Origin of the sequence: Martelella mediterranea (assembly GCF_004342225.1) — a bacterium.
Lineage (GTDB): Bacteria > Pseudomonadota > Alphaproteobacteria > Rhizobiales > Rhizobiaceae > Martelella > Martelella mediterranea_B.
In genome coordinates, this window is record NZ_SMAR01000031.1 from 30,778 (window position 1) to 45,396 (window position 14,619).

The 14,619-nt window shown below is 57.7% G+C and carries 12 protein-coding genes and 1 pseudogene; 3 read left to right on the forward strand and 10 right to left on the reverse strand.

Features of this window, described 5'->3' with window-relative positions; translation table 11 throughout:
• Positions 1 to 78: 78 nt before the first annotated feature.
• The 5 genes from EDC90_RS16175 to tkt form a co-directional block, all read right to left on the reverse strand.
• A complete protein-coding gene (locus tag EDC90_RS16175) occupies positions 79 to 1,299 on the reverse strand; it encodes an ROK family protein (RefSeq protein WP_132313489.1) in 1,221 nt (406 codons plus the stop codon).
• Positions 1,300 to 1,555: 256 nt separating this feature from the next.
• Positions 1,556 to 2,500: an ABC transporter substrate-binding protein gene (locus EDC90_RS16180; RefSeq protein WP_132313491.1), complete on the reverse strand. Its 945-nt coding sequence runs from the start codon at positions 2,498 to 2,500 to the stop codon at positions 1,556 to 1,558.
• Positions 2,501 to 2,564: 64 nt separating this feature from the next.
• The gene (locus EDC90_RS16185; protein ID WP_432420014.1) at positions 2,565 to 3,476 is read right to left on the reverse strand and encodes an ABC transporter permease subunit; all 912 of its coding nucleotides are present in this window, start codon (positions 3,474 to 3,476) and stop codon (positions 2,565 to 2,567) included.
• Positions 3,477 to 3,574: 98 nt separating this feature from the next.
• Positions 3,575 to 5,116: a sugar ABC transporter ATP-binding protein gene (locus EDC90_RS16190; RefSeq protein WP_132313515.1), complete on the reverse strand. Its 1,542-nt coding sequence runs from the start codon at positions 5,114 to 5,116 to the stop codon at positions 3,575 to 3,577.
• 204 nt (positions 5,117 to 5,320) lie between these two features.
• Complete coding sequence (gene tkt, locus EDC90_RS16195; protein ID WP_132313495.1) at positions 5,321 to 7,345, reverse strand: transketolase; 2,025 nt, start codon at positions 7,343 to 7,345, stop codon at positions 5,321 to 5,323.
• Positions 7,346 to 7,771: 426 nt separating this feature from the next.
• On the opposite strand from tkt, the gene EDC90_RS21575 reads away from it, so the two are divergent.
• Both EDC90_RS21575 and EDC90_RS21260 read left to right on the forward strand, forming a co-directional pair.
• A complete protein-coding gene (locus EDC90_RS21575) occupies positions 7,772 to 7,918 on the forward strand; it encodes a helix-turn-helix domain-containing protein (RefSeq protein ID WP_132313497.1) in 147 nt (48 codons plus the stop codon).
• A gap of 115 nt (positions 7,919 to 8,033) precedes the next feature.
• Positions 8,034 to 8,373 (forward strand): annotated as a pseudogene (locus EDC90_RS21260) (IS481 family transposase); the annotation flags it as partial.
• A 28-nt stretch (positions 8,374 to 8,401) separates the two neighbouring features.
• On the opposite strand, the gene EDC90_RS16205 reads toward EDC90_RS21260, so the two are convergent.
• Genes EDC90_RS16205 through EDC90_RS16220 form a run of 4 tightly spaced genes read right to left on the reverse strand, consistent with a single transcriptional unit; the run spans position 8,402 to position 12,178 of the window.
• A complete protein-coding gene (locus EDC90_RS16205) occupies positions 8,402 to 9,205 on the reverse strand; it encodes an HpcH/HpaI aldolase family protein (RefSeq protein ID WP_132313499.1) in 804 nt (267 codons plus the stop codon).
• Complete coding sequence (locus tag EDC90_RS16210; protein ID WP_207903936.1) at positions 9,202 to 10,728, reverse strand: tripartite tricarboxylate transporter permease; 1,527 nt, start codon at positions 10,726 to 10,728, stop codon at positions 9,202 to 9,204. The genes EDC90_RS16205 and EDC90_RS16210 overlap by 4 nt, the downstream gene beginning before the upstream one ends.
• A gap of 9 nt (positions 10,729 to 10,737) precedes the next feature.
• Positions 10,738 to 11,205, reverse strand: coding sequence for a tripartite tricarboxylate transporter TctB family protein (locus EDC90_RS16215; protein WP_132313501.1), 468 nt, complete (start codon positions 11,203 to 11,205; stop codon positions 10,738 to 10,740).
• Positions 11,198 to 12,178 (reverse strand): tripartite tricarboxylate transporter substrate binding protein, encoded by a 981-nt coding sequence (locus EDC90_RS16220; RefSeq protein ID WP_132313503.1) that lies wholly within the window; start codon positions 12,176 to 12,178, stop codon positions 11,198 to 11,200. Before EDC90_RS16220 ends, EDC90_RS16215 begins: the two co-directional genes overlap by 8 nt.
• A gap of 190 nt (positions 12,179 to 12,368) precedes the next feature.
• Between EDC90_RS16220 and EDC90_RS16225 the strand changes: the two genes are divergently transcribed.
• Positions 12,369 to 13,370, forward strand: a complete 1,002-nt coding sequence (locus EDC90_RS16225; protein WP_132313505.1) for a LacI family DNA-binding transcriptional regulator — start codon at positions 12,369 to 12,371, stop codon at positions 13,368 to 13,370.
• 235 nt (positions 13,371 to 13,605) lie between these two features.
• Here EDC90_RS16225 and EDC90_RS16230 read toward each other — a convergent pair whose 3' ends face one another.
• Positions 13,606 to 14,619 carry a LacI family DNA-binding transcriptional regulator gene (locus EDC90_RS16230; RefSeq protein WP_132313507.1) on the reverse strand — a complete coding sequence of 338 codons (1,014 nt, stop codon included), beginning with the start codon at positions 14,617 to 14,619 and terminating at the stop codon, positions 13,606 to 13,608.

Sequence of the window (14,619 nt, forward strand, 5' to 3'; positions counted from 1 at the left end):
GGAACGACCAACGGCCCGCTGGCGGAACCAACGGGCGTCATAGACAAAACAGCGTTGATTGGGGGAACTGGATGTGCGTTATTGCGGAATAGGCGACCGGCTCTCAGCAAAGCGCAAGAGGAAGTTGCGAGCGGAATCTTGGCTGAATGCGTCATCAAGCACTATCAATGCGGCCCCGCCGAGGGCGGTATCAAGGGTTGTCGCCCCAGAGACGATCCGCAGGTCGTGCGTGGCCAGCGGCAGACAGCGCTGATAGACCAGTTCCCTTACGCCAGCGAGCAGAAAATCGCCCGTTTGAGCCAAAGTGCCTCCGACGACGACAAGGCTGGGGTTAAGCAGACTGACAACATCAGCAGTTGCCTCGCCGATCACCTGCCCCGCCTTACGCACGGACATGATCGCCTCGGGTTTGTTCTGATCAACAAGATGAACGACATCGCGCGAGTTCTCCGCCTGGTAACCAGTGGCTCTCAAGTCTCTGGCGAGTGCCCACCCGGCAGCACGTGCTTCCACACAGCCAAGTTTGCCGCATCGGCACAGCGGGGCATGATCGGACGAGAACTGAATGTGGCCAATATCTCCCGCACCGCCCTGAGCCCCCCGGAAAAGCCGCCCACCGGTTATGATGCCACTGCCGATACCTGTTCCGGCCTTGATGAAAAACATATCATCAACGTCCGGAAAATTGCGCTCATGCTCATAGATTGCCATCAGGTTAACGTCTTTTTCGACATGAACCGGTACTCTATATCGAGTGGAGAACCAGCCCGTTATGTCAAAGCCTGCCCAGTCCGGCAAAACCGACGGTCGCACGACACTGTGAGTGCGAACATCGATCGGTGCGGGCAATGAGAGCCCGATTCCCGCCAGAAAACGATCTGCAAGACCATCTTTCCCGACAAGCGCCGAGAACGCATCGGCCAGCATTTCCAAAGTCGCAACTGGGTCGTTTTGCGTGGTGAAGGCCATCGTTTCCTGACTGATGATATTCGCCTGTAGGTCCATCGTGGCGATGCGCACAAAGGTTTCACCGAAATTCGCGACCAGGACATACCCGGCGTTGCTGTTTACTTCCAGCACCCGCGAAGGTCGCCCGCCACTCGGCGTTGTCTTTTCGGTTTCTACGACAATTCCAGACTGCAGAAGCGGCGCAAGCCGCGACGAAAGCGTTGCACGGGCGATTCCCGAGGCCTTAAGCAACGCAGATCTGGAGGTTGCAGCACCTGTCGCGATCAACGAAAAAATCGTCGCGCTGTTGCTCAGTTCACTTGCTTGCAGACCAATCGCTGATTTCCTCATAGAGGTGCTATTCTGCCTTCTTCAGGTTGTGATTCTTCTATGATCTGATTAGCAGATTTTGATGATATTGAACATTTTTGATAAAGTTTTGATCAAATTCCACAACAAGCTTGGCGTTCTTCTTTGTACCATGTGCTTAAAGGTAGAAATTTCGCTGCAAGATCGAAAATAATTGCAACAGAATTCGAGTTTCGCTGTCAATGACCATCGCGCCTTTCTCTAGCGCGATGGCTGATTTCGTGGCGTGAAGCACGCCTTACCGCTCGTCTTCCCAGCCGACATAATCGGCGACGTTGTCAGCGGTCACCAGCATCGGATCCATAAGGACATTTGTCTCGGACAGAGTTTTGCCCTGATAAACGTCATTGGCAAGCTCAAAAGCCTTTGCTGCCATGGCATATGGATCCTGAGCAGCGGTCGCCGCAATCAGCGTGTTTCCACTTTCCAGCAATTTCTGCACATCCGGCGCGCCGTCCACCGAAACGATGAAGAACTCTGACCGGTTCAACTGCTTTGCCGCGAGATCGGCCCCGATGGCAGCCGGATCATTCAATGCGAAAACCCCGTCGATATGGGGGAAGCGGGTCAACAGGCTCTGCATCACTTTCATGCCGGTATCGCGAGAACCTTCCGACGCCTGATCGGCAATGATATTGATGTCCTCATACTTATCGAGAACACTCTTACAGCCGTTGACACGGTCAACCACAGCGGAAACCTGAATAGCATTGACGATGACCACATCGCCTTTGCCGTTCAGCCGGTCCGCCATGTACTGGCAAGCGATCTCGCCAGCGCGAACATTATTCGTTGTCACATTGATATCGGCATTGGGCGCAACCGCATCAAACGCGCCGACCACCAAACCAGCATCCTTGGCCTTTTGAACCGATGGTACACTTGCCTGCGGATCAACTGGCACGATCATCATGATCTGCATGCCTGCGCCGATAAAGCTGTCAATCTGCGACAACTGTTTATTGAGGTCGTAGTCGGCAGAAACGGCCGTAATATCGACGTCCGGATTGAGCGCTTTTGCAGCACTGGTTATGCCCTCCGCCGTAGCAACATAGAATGGATTTCCGAGTGTGCCGACGGAAATACCCACCTTGTCGACAGTTTTGGCATCCCCAGCCATAGCGGTACCCGCCGCCAGACCTGAAATGATCGCTCCCACTACCAAACCTGATTTCAGTTTCATTTCTTTCTCCTCATATACGAGCACGGAAGTGCTCTCTTTCCAGCCCGACAAACGGGCTGAATCCTTAATTCGCCCGATAGCGGTCGAGCGCGACGGCGCCGATAATCACCAGCCCTTTAATGATGTATTGCCAGATGTCCGAAACCCCGACGAGGATGAGCCCGTTCGACAAAACCGCGATTATCAGAGCGCCGACGAGCGTGCCCCAGATCGAGCCGATCCCACCGACAAAGCTGGTGCCGCCGAGAATGACGGCCGCGATCGCGTCAAGCTCATAGGCCTGTCCGAGTTGAAGTCCGTTCGCCGCATAAAGCCGTGCACCGGACATGACCCCGCCGAGGCCAGCCAAAAGTCCGGAAGCGCCGTATACGAACAGCAACACTTTCCATGTCTTGATCCCCGTAAGCCTCGCAGCCTCCTCATTGCCGCCGACGGCGTAAATCCATGTTCCCAGGACAGTCTTGGAAAGAATGATCCAGGAAACGACGATGACGGCGAGGGCGATCAGGACAAGCCAGGGAATGCCGAACAGGCTCTGGTTGCCAATAGCGGCGAACGGAAGATCGGCGTTGAAGACGGTCTTGTCGTTGCCCAGGAGCCGCGCCATTCCGCGAAATGCGGTCAGAGTGCCGAGTGTGACAATGAATGGCGGCAGTTTGAGTGTCGATATCAGGCCGCCGTTGAAAAGACCGCATGCAAGACCGCACCCCAGTCCGGCGATAATGCCCAGCATGCCAAAGTCCGGAACCATCGAAACGATCAATGACAGCATCGCCGCCATGGCCAGCGCCGAACCGACAGAAAGGTCGATACCGCCAGTCAGGATGACGAATGTCATTCCGGCGGCGAGAACCGTATTGATCGAGGCCTGCTGCATCACGATCGACAGGTTGCTGGTCGAAATGAAGCGTCCGCTAAGAAGCTGGAAGCCGATACATAGCAGCACGAGCACCGGAAGCATGCCGAGCGTCCGCATTGTCGACTGGATTCTCGCTTGCAAAGCCACTCTGGATTGGGGTGCCTGGGCGTTATTGGTGATATTGCTCATAAGTTGGTTCCTCCCAGAACAAACACTCAGGCCATGGCCGTTTCGGTCTTGCCTGTTGAGAAAGACATGATTTCTTCCTGGATAATCTCTCCATCGGGCCCGGGCAGCACTTCGCCGGCGATCCTGCCATTGCACATCACCAGGACACGGTCTGAAACGCCTACGATTTCGGCCAGCTCACTGGAAATCATCAGGATTGCGACGCCACTCTTTGCGAGTTCGTCGATCAGCCGGTAGATTTCAGTTTTGGCGCCAACATCGACGCCACGGGTGGGCTCATCCAGAATAACCACCTTGGGATTGGCCTCGATCAGCCGGGCAAGCAGTACCTTCTGCTGATTGCCGCCCGACAAATCTCCGACCCGAACCCCTGGACCGCTGGCACGGATATTGAACGCGCTAAACGCCCGGCGCGAACGTTCCGCAGCTTTCTTGAAGTTCCTGAAGCCTCCGGGATAGGCATCTTGGTTCATCACCGACAGATTCAGATTCTGCGCGATCGACATATCGAGAAAGAGGCCGAGACGCTTCCTGTCCTCCGTCAGATAAGCGATGCCTGCAGCAATTGCGCCTTGCGGGCTCGCGATGCTGACTTGCTCGCCATTGATCTGTATCTCGCCCTCGCTGTGGGGATCAGCACCGAAGATGAGCCGGGCGAGTTCGGTGCGGCCAGCCCCCACAAGGCCGGAAAGGCCGACAACCTCGCCGGCACGCACTTCGAGCGAGCACCCGAAAACATGCGCTCCATCACCGATATTGCTGACTGTCAGAACAGGATCGCCGGCCAGCGGTTCCGGATGGCGGGTCTTCTTGTAAAACGTCGAAAGATCGCGACCCACCATCATTGAAATAAGCCGCTCCGGAGAAAGCTCGCTTCTTTCAATCGTTCCGATTTTCCGGGCATCCCTCAAGACGGATACCCGGTCGGCAAGCCGGTAGACTTCCTCCATGCGGTGGCTGATATAGATGATCGCTATGCCCTGACTTTTAAGCTCCGCGATGACATCGAACAGCCGTTCGCTTTCCCGTTCGGTGAGCGAAGTCGTGGGCTCATCCATGACGATGATGCCAGGGGTAAACGACAAGGCTCTGGCGATTTCCACCATCTGCCGTTCGCCGATGGAAAGTTCCGACACCAGTGTGCGGGGCGAAAAACGCAGACCCAGCCTCTTCAATATCGCCGCCGTTTTCCGCTCGGTATCATGCTGGGAGATAAAGCCGAATTTCGCATTCTCCGTTCCCAGATAGATATTCTGGTTCACGGTCAGATTCGGGGCCAGAGACAGTTCCTGATAGATAACAGCGATACCGGCCTCTTTCGAAACGCGGGGATTGCCTTTGGTGAGCGGTTTGCCATGGATCAGCACCTCCCCGCCGGGATCCGGCACCAGTGCACCGGACAGAATTTTCATCAAGGTCGACTTGCCGGCGCCGTTTTCTCCCATAAGCGCATGGATCTCGCCGCGTTCCACGGTCAGCGAGACATCGCTTAGCGCCTTGATCAAGCCAAAGGTCTTGGAGATATTTCGCATCTCCAGGACAAATTCCGCATTAGGACTTGCGGACATCTCCATCTGTCTTTCCTTTCCTCCCGGCAGACCCTATTGCTCCCGACCGGGCCTGCTATTTCACCTCCTCTTCTTGAACCATTACCGGACCCTGCCAGAGAGAGTTCCCACCGGTTCGGTGTGGATGGCTGCTTCAGCGTGAACCGGCCATCGACAGCGGGTACAGGGCCCGGAACGGATCGTTGAAAGGAGGCGGCATTCAGATCATGACTGAGCGTTGGCGATTGCCGCCATCACAGCCGCACAGACACTGTCGGGCGTCATCTTGAAGTATTCGAACAGATCCTCGGACGGTGCGGATTCGCCGAATGTATCGATGCCAACGCAAACCCCATTGCGACCGACATATTTGCGCCAGTAATCCGTCACGCCCGCTTCCACGGAAATGCAAGGAAGTTCAGGGGGCAGGACAGTGTTGCAATATTCAGCATCCTGCTGATCGAAAACAAAGGTCGATGGGAGCGACACAACACGGACATGAACGTCTTTCTGCTCCAGCTTTCTCTGCGCATCCATGGCAATGGCAACTTCACCGCCCGTTGCAATGATCACGGCATCCGGTTTACCGGCAGCATCCTTCAGCACATAGCCGCCCCGCCGGATCAGCGCGAGCTGATCATCAGTGTGTGTCTGAGGTGGCAGGCTCTGACGGCTGAGCGCCAGAACGGTCGGATGATTGCGATTGCGGATCGCGAATTCCCAGGCTATCGCCGTTTCCGCAGCGTCGCAGGGGCGCCACAGATCGAGGTTTGGCATCAACCGTAAAGAAGAAAGCTGCTCGATCGGCTGGTGAGTCGGCCCGTCTTCGCCAAGCGCGATGGAATCGTGCGTCAAGGCATAGACCACGCCGATCTTCATCAATGCGCCCATGCGGATCGCATTGCGCGCATACTCGGAGAACATAATATAGGTTCCTCCGAACGGGCGAACGCCACCATGCAGAAACATCCCGTTCATGATCGCGCCCATACCGAACTCGCGAACACCGAAATAAACAAAATCACCGCCGCTTTTCGCGGTTACCGGCGTCGCATCGTCCCACTTCGTCAGGCAGGAACTGGCAAGGTCGGCCGAGCCTCCCACAAGCTCCGGCAGCGCATCGGCCAACATCTCGACCGCCTGAAGGCTCGCCCGGCGGGTCGGCATGCTTTCGCTACTGTTTGCAGCAGCAGTGACAAAGCTCGCCATCCGCTGGTCAAAATCAGCCGGAAGCTCGCCCTCCATACGGCGGCGGAACTCAGCGGCATCTTCGGGGAAAGCGTCTTCATAGACAGCGAAACGTTCGTTCCAGTCGTCCTCGAGAGTCTTGCCTGAATCGACCGCACTCCAGGTGCTGTATACCGCTTCGGGAATCTCGAACGGGCCGTGGGGCCAACCGATCGCGGCTCTTGTGCGCTCAATCTCGTCATCGCCGAGCGGATTGCCGTGACTGTCCTCACTGCCAGCCTTTGACGGCGAGCCCTTGCCGATTGTCGTTTTGCAGCAGATCAGCGTCGGTTGTGTCGTGTTTTCCTTCGCCTTTGCGATTGCCGCATCGACCGCGTCAACATCATGCCCATCGACATCCGGAACGACCTGCCAGCCATAAGCCTCGAAACGCTTCGGCGTATCGTCGGCGAACCACCCTTCGACATGACCGTCAATCGAAATGCCGTTGTCATCGTAAAGAACGATTAGCTTGCCGAGACCGAGCGTACCGGCAAGCGAGCACGCCTCGTGCGAGATGCCCTCCATCAGGCAACCGTCCCCGACGAACGTGTAGGTGTAGTGATCAACCAGTTCATACCCGGGCTTGTTGAAGTCTGCCGCCAGCATCTTCTCCGCCAGCGCCATGCCGACGGCGTTGGCAATACCCTGCCCCAACGGTCCTGTGGTGGTCTCCACACCTGGCGTATAACCATATTCAGGATGACCCGGCGTCTTCGAGTGAAGCTGTCGAAAATCACGAATGTCGTCCATAGAAAGATCATAACCGCTTAGATGCAGCAGGCTGTAGATCAGCATCGAACCATGGCCGTTTGACAAGACAAAGCGGTCACGGTCGAACCAATGCGGATTTTTCGGGTTGTGGCGCAGATGCCGCGACCAAAGCGCAACGCCGATCTCAGCCATGCCAAGCGGCATGCCCGGATGGCCGGAATTGGCTTTCTGTACGGCATCCATGGCCAGCGCACGAATGGCGTTGGCAAGATCGGCCGTGCTGGCCGTCTGTGTACTGCGGGTTAGCATGTAAAACCTCGTATGCTCCTGAAGAGCAAAACGGTCTCGAACGGCGCTTCCTCACCCAGACCGCTGCTCCTCCCTGTTGACGGAGCTATATAGCGACAAAAAAAACGATTTGTAAATCATTTTATGAGCATTTTTATACCAAACTCTTATTTTTAAGATCATAAAATTATATTTTTCTCCGATTACCGGTCAAAAAAACCCTAATATCGACCACAGGAGTGGAAGGAGTAGACCTGCCACGGGTGGCGTAAAATCCGATCACCAATTCTCCTCCTGCAACGCGCGTAGGAGGGACAAAGGAGTTAAACCGTGGAACTGTATCTGAAGGTTCGTCGACTCCCTCGGAAGAGAGGCAGTCGACGTCAGCAGCCTGTAGAAATGTAGGGACCTTCGAGACATCCTTGTTATTCTGTTTTTACGACAAGGATGAAGCCCAGACGGGCTGCTTTTCACAAGCTGCGCATTCTCAAATATGCTGAAGAAACTGGCAGTGTCGTTAAGGCATGCCGTTACTTCGAAGTTGGCAGGGCCAGTTTCTATCGCTGGAAAGTGGCCTATGAGAAATCAGGATAGTCCCGAAGCCGGTATCGTGGATCGGCCTTCCAAACCGATAAATCCAGCCAGCCAAGCCGAATGCGACTACCGACAAGATCATTTGCCTGCGTCAGGAATATCATCCGGGGCCGATCTGGAACGCGATCACGGGATCAGAATCTCCGATGCATGCGTCTATCGCATCCTCAAGAGAAATAGCCTCGGCCGGTTGCCACGTGGCGCGCGGCTTAAAAAAATCATACCCGGCCCTGCCAAAAACAGGTTCCTGGCCATCAGACATAAATCGATGTCAAGTTTCTGAAATTTATAGAGAAAGGCGCCACTTAAAGCGCCATCAGTATACTGCCATTGACGATGCGACCCACATTCAGACGCTCAATATCTATGATCGTCAGACCCAAACCAAAGCGATGGACTTTATCGACACAGTGATCGCCAGATTCCCTTTCCGTATTCGTGAGGCCAGAAGCGATCTTCTTCGTCGTCTCTTCGTTTCTCACCTCAGTAGTCGCGCGCCGCAGCCCCGGCCTCAGCAATAAGCTCGAGGTCGGCCGTCATCTCTTCGCGCGCAACCCGCGCGGCAGCATAGAGCAGCCCCACATCGGCCGGCCCCACGATGAAGCTGTATCCCGCGTCCCGAAGTTGGCTGTAGTTACGCCCGCCACCCAGGATCGTACCGAGCTTCACGCCGTGTTCACGGCCGGCTCGCTCGATTTCTTCCTTGGCCTTGAGAAGATCGGGATGGTCAAGCTGCTCCAGAAGACCGATGGACCCAGACAGGTCATTCGGCCCGACAAAGACCATATCGATCCCGTCGACCGCGCCGATCTCGGCTACGTGGGGCACCGCGTTGATATGCTCGCACTGCACCATCAGCAGCAGGTCGTCATGCGCCTGCTGCGCGTAATCGGTCCAGCGACCGTAATGTGAGGCGCGCACGATGGGCGCGGCATAACCCCGTCCGCCCCTGGGCGGATAAAGGCACGAATGCACGATATTTTTGGCCTGCGCCACCGAGTTAACCATTGGCACGAGGATCGAGCGCGCGCCACGGTCGAGGGCGCGCTTCAGCGTCGTGTCGTCGCCGTCGGGTACGCGCAGGACCGCTTCGCCGCCCGCTGCCTGCACCGCACGGATGAGGCTCAATCCATCCTCGAGCGGTGCCGCACCGTGCTCGCAGTCGATGACCACCACGTCCCAGCCGGCGTTGACCACGATCTCGCAAACCTCCGGCGATCCGGTATCGATCCACGCTGCGGTCACGATGTCGCCCCTGGCGATCCGTTCCTTCAGGGCATTACTCATGAGATGTCGTCCTTTGCGTCATTGATTTCATTGGGTTTGAGGATGGTGTAGATCGCGCGATAGAGGCAAATCGACCATATCAAGATCGTCGCGCCCCCCAACACCATGGAAATGTTGCGATCGAATAGCGGCATCAGCGCGCCTTGCGATTTGATCATTGAGGTCATGAAGTTCTGCTCGACCACCGGGCCCAAAACGACCCCGAGGATTGCCGGCGCGATGGGCAGGCCGCCCAGGATCATCGCATAACCCAGAAAACCCAAAACCAGGATGATCCAGATCGAGAAGACCGAGTTCAGGACTGCAAATCCCCCGATAAGCGAAAGCGCCAGCACCAACGGCATCAGCATGTGCTTGGGCATACGAAGAAGCTGGCTCGCCAGCAGGATCGCGATGCCTCCGGTGAGGATCATAAATATGTTCGCCATCAGGAATGCGCCGAAAAGAGTATAGACGATCTCGCCACTGCGCTCGAAGATGTCTGGGCCAGGGTTGAGGCCCTTCATCATCAGCACGCCAATGGCGATGGCCGTCACGCTGTCGCCCGGTATCCCGAAGACCAGCGCCGGCGTCCATGCGCCGCTGACGGCCGCGTTATTGGCGGCCCCCCCGTCGACCAGTCCCTCGGCATGGCCGTGCCCGTATTTCTCTGGCGTGCGTGAGAACTTCCGGGACACCGCATAGGCGATCCACGCAGCAACATCCGCGCCCGCGCCCGGCAGCACGCCGATTAACACGCCCATGGGACCCGATCGCGCGATGTTCTTCCATCGTGCCTGAATTTCGCGCAGTGCGTTTCCAATAGCCTCACCCAGCGGTTCCATCTTCGGTGTTTGGATCCTGGTCGCCGGGTCGCGCTGCATCACCGCTGCCTTGAACAACTCGGTCAACGCGAAGAACCCGATCATGGCCGAGATGAACTCTACCCCGTCGAATAGATCGTAGAGACCGAATGTATAGCGCGGCTCGCCCACCGCGATATCGATGCCTACGCAAGCGACGGCAAGTCCGATGAACAAGCTCGCAAAGGTCTTGGCGGGCGGTGCATCGGCCACGAAAACGGCACAGCTGAGGCCGAGGGCAGCGAGCCAGAACATCTCGTCGCTCGAAAAGTTTTTGGAAAAATCCGCCAGGAGCGGTGCAGCCAACGCCAATGCGCCGACTCCGATGATCCCACCGCAGACGCCGGCAAAAAGCGATACGAACAGCGCCGTACGCGGCTGGCCCCGCTCCGCGATGGTCGCACTGTCGGCAACATAGGCGGCGGAAGCCGGCGTACCAGGTATTCGCAAAAGCGCGCCGCTTATATCGCCGGCAAAGATGCCCGTTGTGGTCGTGGCCACGATTGCCGCCACCGCTGTCACCGGATCCATGTAGAATGTAAAAGGCACCAGAAGCGCCACAGCCATCGTTGCAGACAGCCCCGGCAACGCGCCGACCAGAGCGCCGTAGAGCGTGCAGACAGCGATGGTTGCCAAAAGTGTGGGGTCGGTCAGCCCCCTCAAGATGTTCATCAGTTCCATGACGTCACCTCACCATGCGAAGGGCAACATCACGCCCCAGGGGAGCGAAACGCGCATCACCGAATAGAAGACGAAATGCAGGAGCAGCGTCGCCGCGACTGACAGCACACCCGCCGAGATCCAACCGCCGCCGTAAAACCGCGTCACCGTGAACAGAAGGCAGACCGTCGCCAGATGAAAGCCGAGCGGGTTGAGCGCCAGCGCATAGGCCGCGATCATTGCGACCAGCAGGGCGACCCGCCCCGCCCCGCGCGCATCGAACGTGACCCGCTTACTCAGCCGCCCGCGCAAATCGGCCAGCACGATCAGCAAGCCGGAAATCGCCATGCCCCCGGCTACGATCTTCGGAAAGAACCCCGCGCCGTAGCTCATGGTGGGCGGCGCGGAGAACCCGCGCGCGCCCAGATACATGGCGAAGCCAGCAAGAACCAGAGCCCCGCCTGTCACGAAATCGCTGGTCACGCGAATTTTAGTCATTTTTCTTCATGCCGATGGCCTCAATCGTGGCTCCCAGGCTCTCGTCGTAGGCCTCCATCACCGATCTCAATTGTGCGGCATCGCCCCAGACGACTGGCGCGCCGAGACTCGCGCGGAATTCGGCCCAGCGATCCGACGCCACGATTTCCTCCAGAGCGGCCTCATAACTGCAAGTGATGTTCTCCGGCAGATCCTTCGGTCCCGAGATGCTTGTGAAAGCCGCCAGCGTCCATCCGCTGTCGAGTTCCTCAGCCGTCAGCGGCACGTCCGGAAACGCCTGGCTCGGCGTGTCGCTCATATAGGCCAGCGCCCGCACTTCACCCGAATCGATCAGCGACTTCCCCTCTTCCAGCGAAGGCGTCACCATGTCGACACCGTGCGCCAACAGTTCCTGCAAAGCGCTCGCCGAACCCTGCGAGGGCACCCAACGGATCGCCTGAGGATCCATGCCCTCGGCCTCAAGCATTCCCGCAAGCGCCAGATGCCAGATCCCACCCAGAGCTGTGCCCGATGCGGTCAACTCACCCGGATTTTCGCGCGCGTAATCCAGTAGTTCCGTCAGGCTTTCGAACGGGCTATCTGCGTTCACGATGACGCCCGCCGCTGGCATGTTCATCAGTGCGATGGGCGTGATGTCCTCATAGGTCAGATCCGTCAACCCGAACCAGTGCATCGTATCGATCTCGACCGTCGCCGCGCCGATCGTATAACCGTCGGGCCGCGCGCGCGAGATCGCGGTATGACCTGTCACGCCGTTGCCGCCGGTGCGGTTTACCACGTTGAAGGGAACGCCGAACCGATCCTGCAAGGCGGTCGCGAGCTGGCGCGCATTGGCGTCGGTCGTTCCGCCCGCGCCCCACGGAACGATGACGTTTACAGGGCGCTCGGGCACCCAGTTGCAGTCCTGCGCAACGGCTGCATGGCCGAACCCGGTAGCCGCGAGGATCGCGGCGGAGAAAATCGCTTTGTTCATGGTGTCCTCCCAGACATTGTGCGGCCCCCTCGAGGCCAGCGTGAAATGCGTGGCCTCCTCAAGACCAGCATGGAAGGAAAGATTGCACGGAAAAAAATGCTAGTCAATCGTTCTACTAGAACGTTTTACTAAAACGTTCTACTTGACGCCTAAAGCTCACTTCAGACAGAATCATGCGAAAGGAGATCCCATGCGCGCCCGCGTCACTCTAAAGGATATCGCCCGGGAGACCGGGCTCTCGGTCAGTTCCGTATCGCTGGCCTTGCGCGGTGACACCCGCTTTCCGGCCGATACGATCGCCCGTATCCGTACCGCCGCCACGTCGCTTGGATATGTCTACAATCAGGCAGCCGCCGATCTGCGCATGTCACGCACCAACCAGGTCGCCGTCTGTCTCGGCGATCTTACCAATCCTATCTTCAACGACATGCTCCTTGAGGCCGAGACCGAAATTGAGAGCCGCGGCAAGCGCCTGCTCCTTGGCATCACCCGTGAGAATCGCGCGCGTCAAGCCGACTTCCTTCATCAAGCGCTTCAGGTCGGCTGCGAGGCGCTGCTACTCTGCCCGGCCTACGGCACCACCTGCACAGATCTGGACGCGATCCTGCGCGTCGGCGACACTCTCGCCATCTCGACCGCGCTGTTCTTTCGCTCGGTAGAGGGCTTCGATGCCCCACAGATCGTCATGGATGAGGTCCGCAGCGGTCGCCTTTCCGCGCGTGCAGCCATTGATGCCGGCCATCGCAACCTTCACTGGATCGGCGGTGGCCGGCAAACGAGCGCCGCGTTCCAACGTCAATCGGGCGCAGTGGCCGAGATCGTCGAGGCCGGTCTCGCGCCTCCAGGCCTCCATCCCGGCCCCACCTCACGCGCCTACGGCTTCGCCAAGGCCACCGAACTCCTTGCCACACACAGGGGAGAGATCGCATTTCTATGCTTCTCCGACCTTATCGCAATGGGGGTGCTAGCGGCCTGCCACGCCGCCGGGCGGCGCGTTGGCCATGACGTTTCCGTCGTCGGCTGCGACGACATGGACGAGGTCAGATACGCCATCCCTCCCCTCACGACAATCCGGATCGACCTCAAGCACATCGTCGCCACCGCCATGCAGGCTGCCACCACCCCCGACTTCCCGCGCCCCGAAGCCTTCGAGCCCGTTCTAATTCAGCGCGAAAGCCTGTGCAGTCTCTGAGCAACAATTATGTCTTCCATAGCGGCCCGACCAGCACGGTCGATGCCTTTGAGCGGTGGCTTGGCCGAGCAGTTTCGAGCATGTCATTCAGCGTAGCACCGGGATCCCACCCGCTTTAAATCTACTCTAACATTTTGATTACGTTGCCGCACGCTGTCTGCTGTTTTCGGGTCGCCATCTAAAATGGGGCAATTTCGGCTGTGAATCAAAGCATAGCTTGATCCGCAGCGTAGGTTCAACCGCTGGAGCGGGCGACGAGGTCGGCACCGACCAATATCTTTGCACAGGGGAGGTCGGCAGCGCCGGTAATGATGTCGTCCAGCAGCGCCACGGCATGAAAGCCGATCTTGCGCTTTGACACGTCAATCGTCGTCAGCGGCGGATCGCTGGTGGCACTCATCGGCAGATTGTCGAAACCGATCAGCGAAACATCCTGAGGAATACCGATACCGTTCTCCCGCAAAGCCCTGGCAAAGCCGAGCGCCATGATGTCGTTGGTGCAGAAATAGCATTCCGCCAGTTTGCCGCCGGACGCCAGATAATCAGACGCACCGCGATGGGCACCAGTAAAAGTCGATTCAACGGAAATGATCAGCGAGGGATCAACCGCAAGACCGAGCCGCTCCATGTTGCGGAAATAGGCATCATGCCGCAGTTTGAAGTTGGTCGTTCCAACATGGCTGGCGACAAAACCGACTCTCGAGAAGCCGCGCGATTTGAAGCGTTCCAGCACCTTGTAGACGGCGTCGATATTGTTCATGTTAACGAAATTCGCCTCGACGACGTCGTAAAAAGTATCGATGAACACGATCGGCGCCCCGACGCTCTGCAGCAAACGGATGTCTTCCTCGCTCAATTCCGTTCCAAGAGCGATAACGCCGCTGACGCCGGCGGCTCCAGCGACAGCCTCTGCAATCGACGCAATGGTCTCGCCATCATGGCTGACGACCTCAAGCGCATAGCCTCTCCGCAGCGCCTCCTGCGACATGCCATCGATATAATCAGAAATGAAATGACTGTGGTCCCGGTTTACCGTCTGGCCGTGTTTGGCGATTTTTAGAAACCGCAATGTCTCCTTGACCTCGCTGGTACGGCTTCGGAAGGTACGAGGTACATATTTCAGCCGCGATACAGCTTCGAGAACCCGCACCCTCGTCGCTTCCGAAATCTCTCCCTTGCCGTTCAGCACAAGGGAAACTGTCGCAGCTGACACACCTGAGGCAGCTGCAATGTCGCGAATCGTGGGAAT

Excerpts from the sequence above, each read along its gene's own strand:
- EDC90_RS16210 (WP_207903936.1), bottom strand. The coding sequence starts at position 10,728 with ATGGAACTGATGAACATCTTGAGGGGGCTGACCGACCCCACACTTTTG.
- EDC90_RS16220 (WP_132313503.1), bottom strand. The coding sequence starts at position 12,178 with ATGAACAAAGCGATTTTCTCCGCCGCGATCCTCGCGGCTACCGGGTTC.
- EDC90_RS21575 (WP_132313497.1), top strand. The coding sequence starts at position 7,772 with ATGAAGCCCAGACGGGCTGCTTTTCACAAGCTGCGCATTCTCAAATAT.
- EDC90_RS16190 (WP_132313515.1), bottom strand. The coding sequence starts at position 5,116 with ATGTCCGCAAGTCCTAATGCGGAATTTGTCCTGGAGATGCGAAATATC.
- EDC90_RS16180 (WP_132313491.1), bottom strand. The coding sequence starts at position 2,500 with ATGAAACTGAAATCAGGTTTGGTAGTGGGAGCGATCATTTCAGGTCTG.
- EDC90_RS16225 (WP_132313505.1), top strand. The coding sequence starts at position 12,369 with ATGCGCGCCCGCGTCACTCTAAAGGATATCGCCCGGGAGACCGGGCTC.
- EDC90_RS16175 (WP_132313489.1), bottom strand. The coding sequence starts at position 1,299 with ATGAGGAAATCAGCGATTGGTCTGCAAGCAAGTGAACTGAGCAACAGC.
- EDC90_RS16205 (WP_132313499.1), bottom strand. The coding sequence starts at position 9,205 with ATGAGTAATGCCCTGAAGGAACGGATCGCCAGGGGCGACATCGTGACC.
- tkt (WP_132313495.1), bottom strand. The coding sequence starts at position 7,345 with ATGCTAACCCGCAGTACACAGACGGCCAGCACGGCCGATCTTGCCAAC.
- EDC90_RS16185 (WP_432420014.1), bottom strand. The coding sequence starts at position 3,476 with ATGCGGACGCTCGGCATGCTTCCGGTGCTCGTGCTGCTATGTATCGGC.
- EDC90_RS16215 (WP_132313501.1), bottom strand. The coding sequence starts at position 11,205 with ATGACTAAAATTCGCGTGACCAGCGATTTCGTGACAGGCGGGGCTCTG.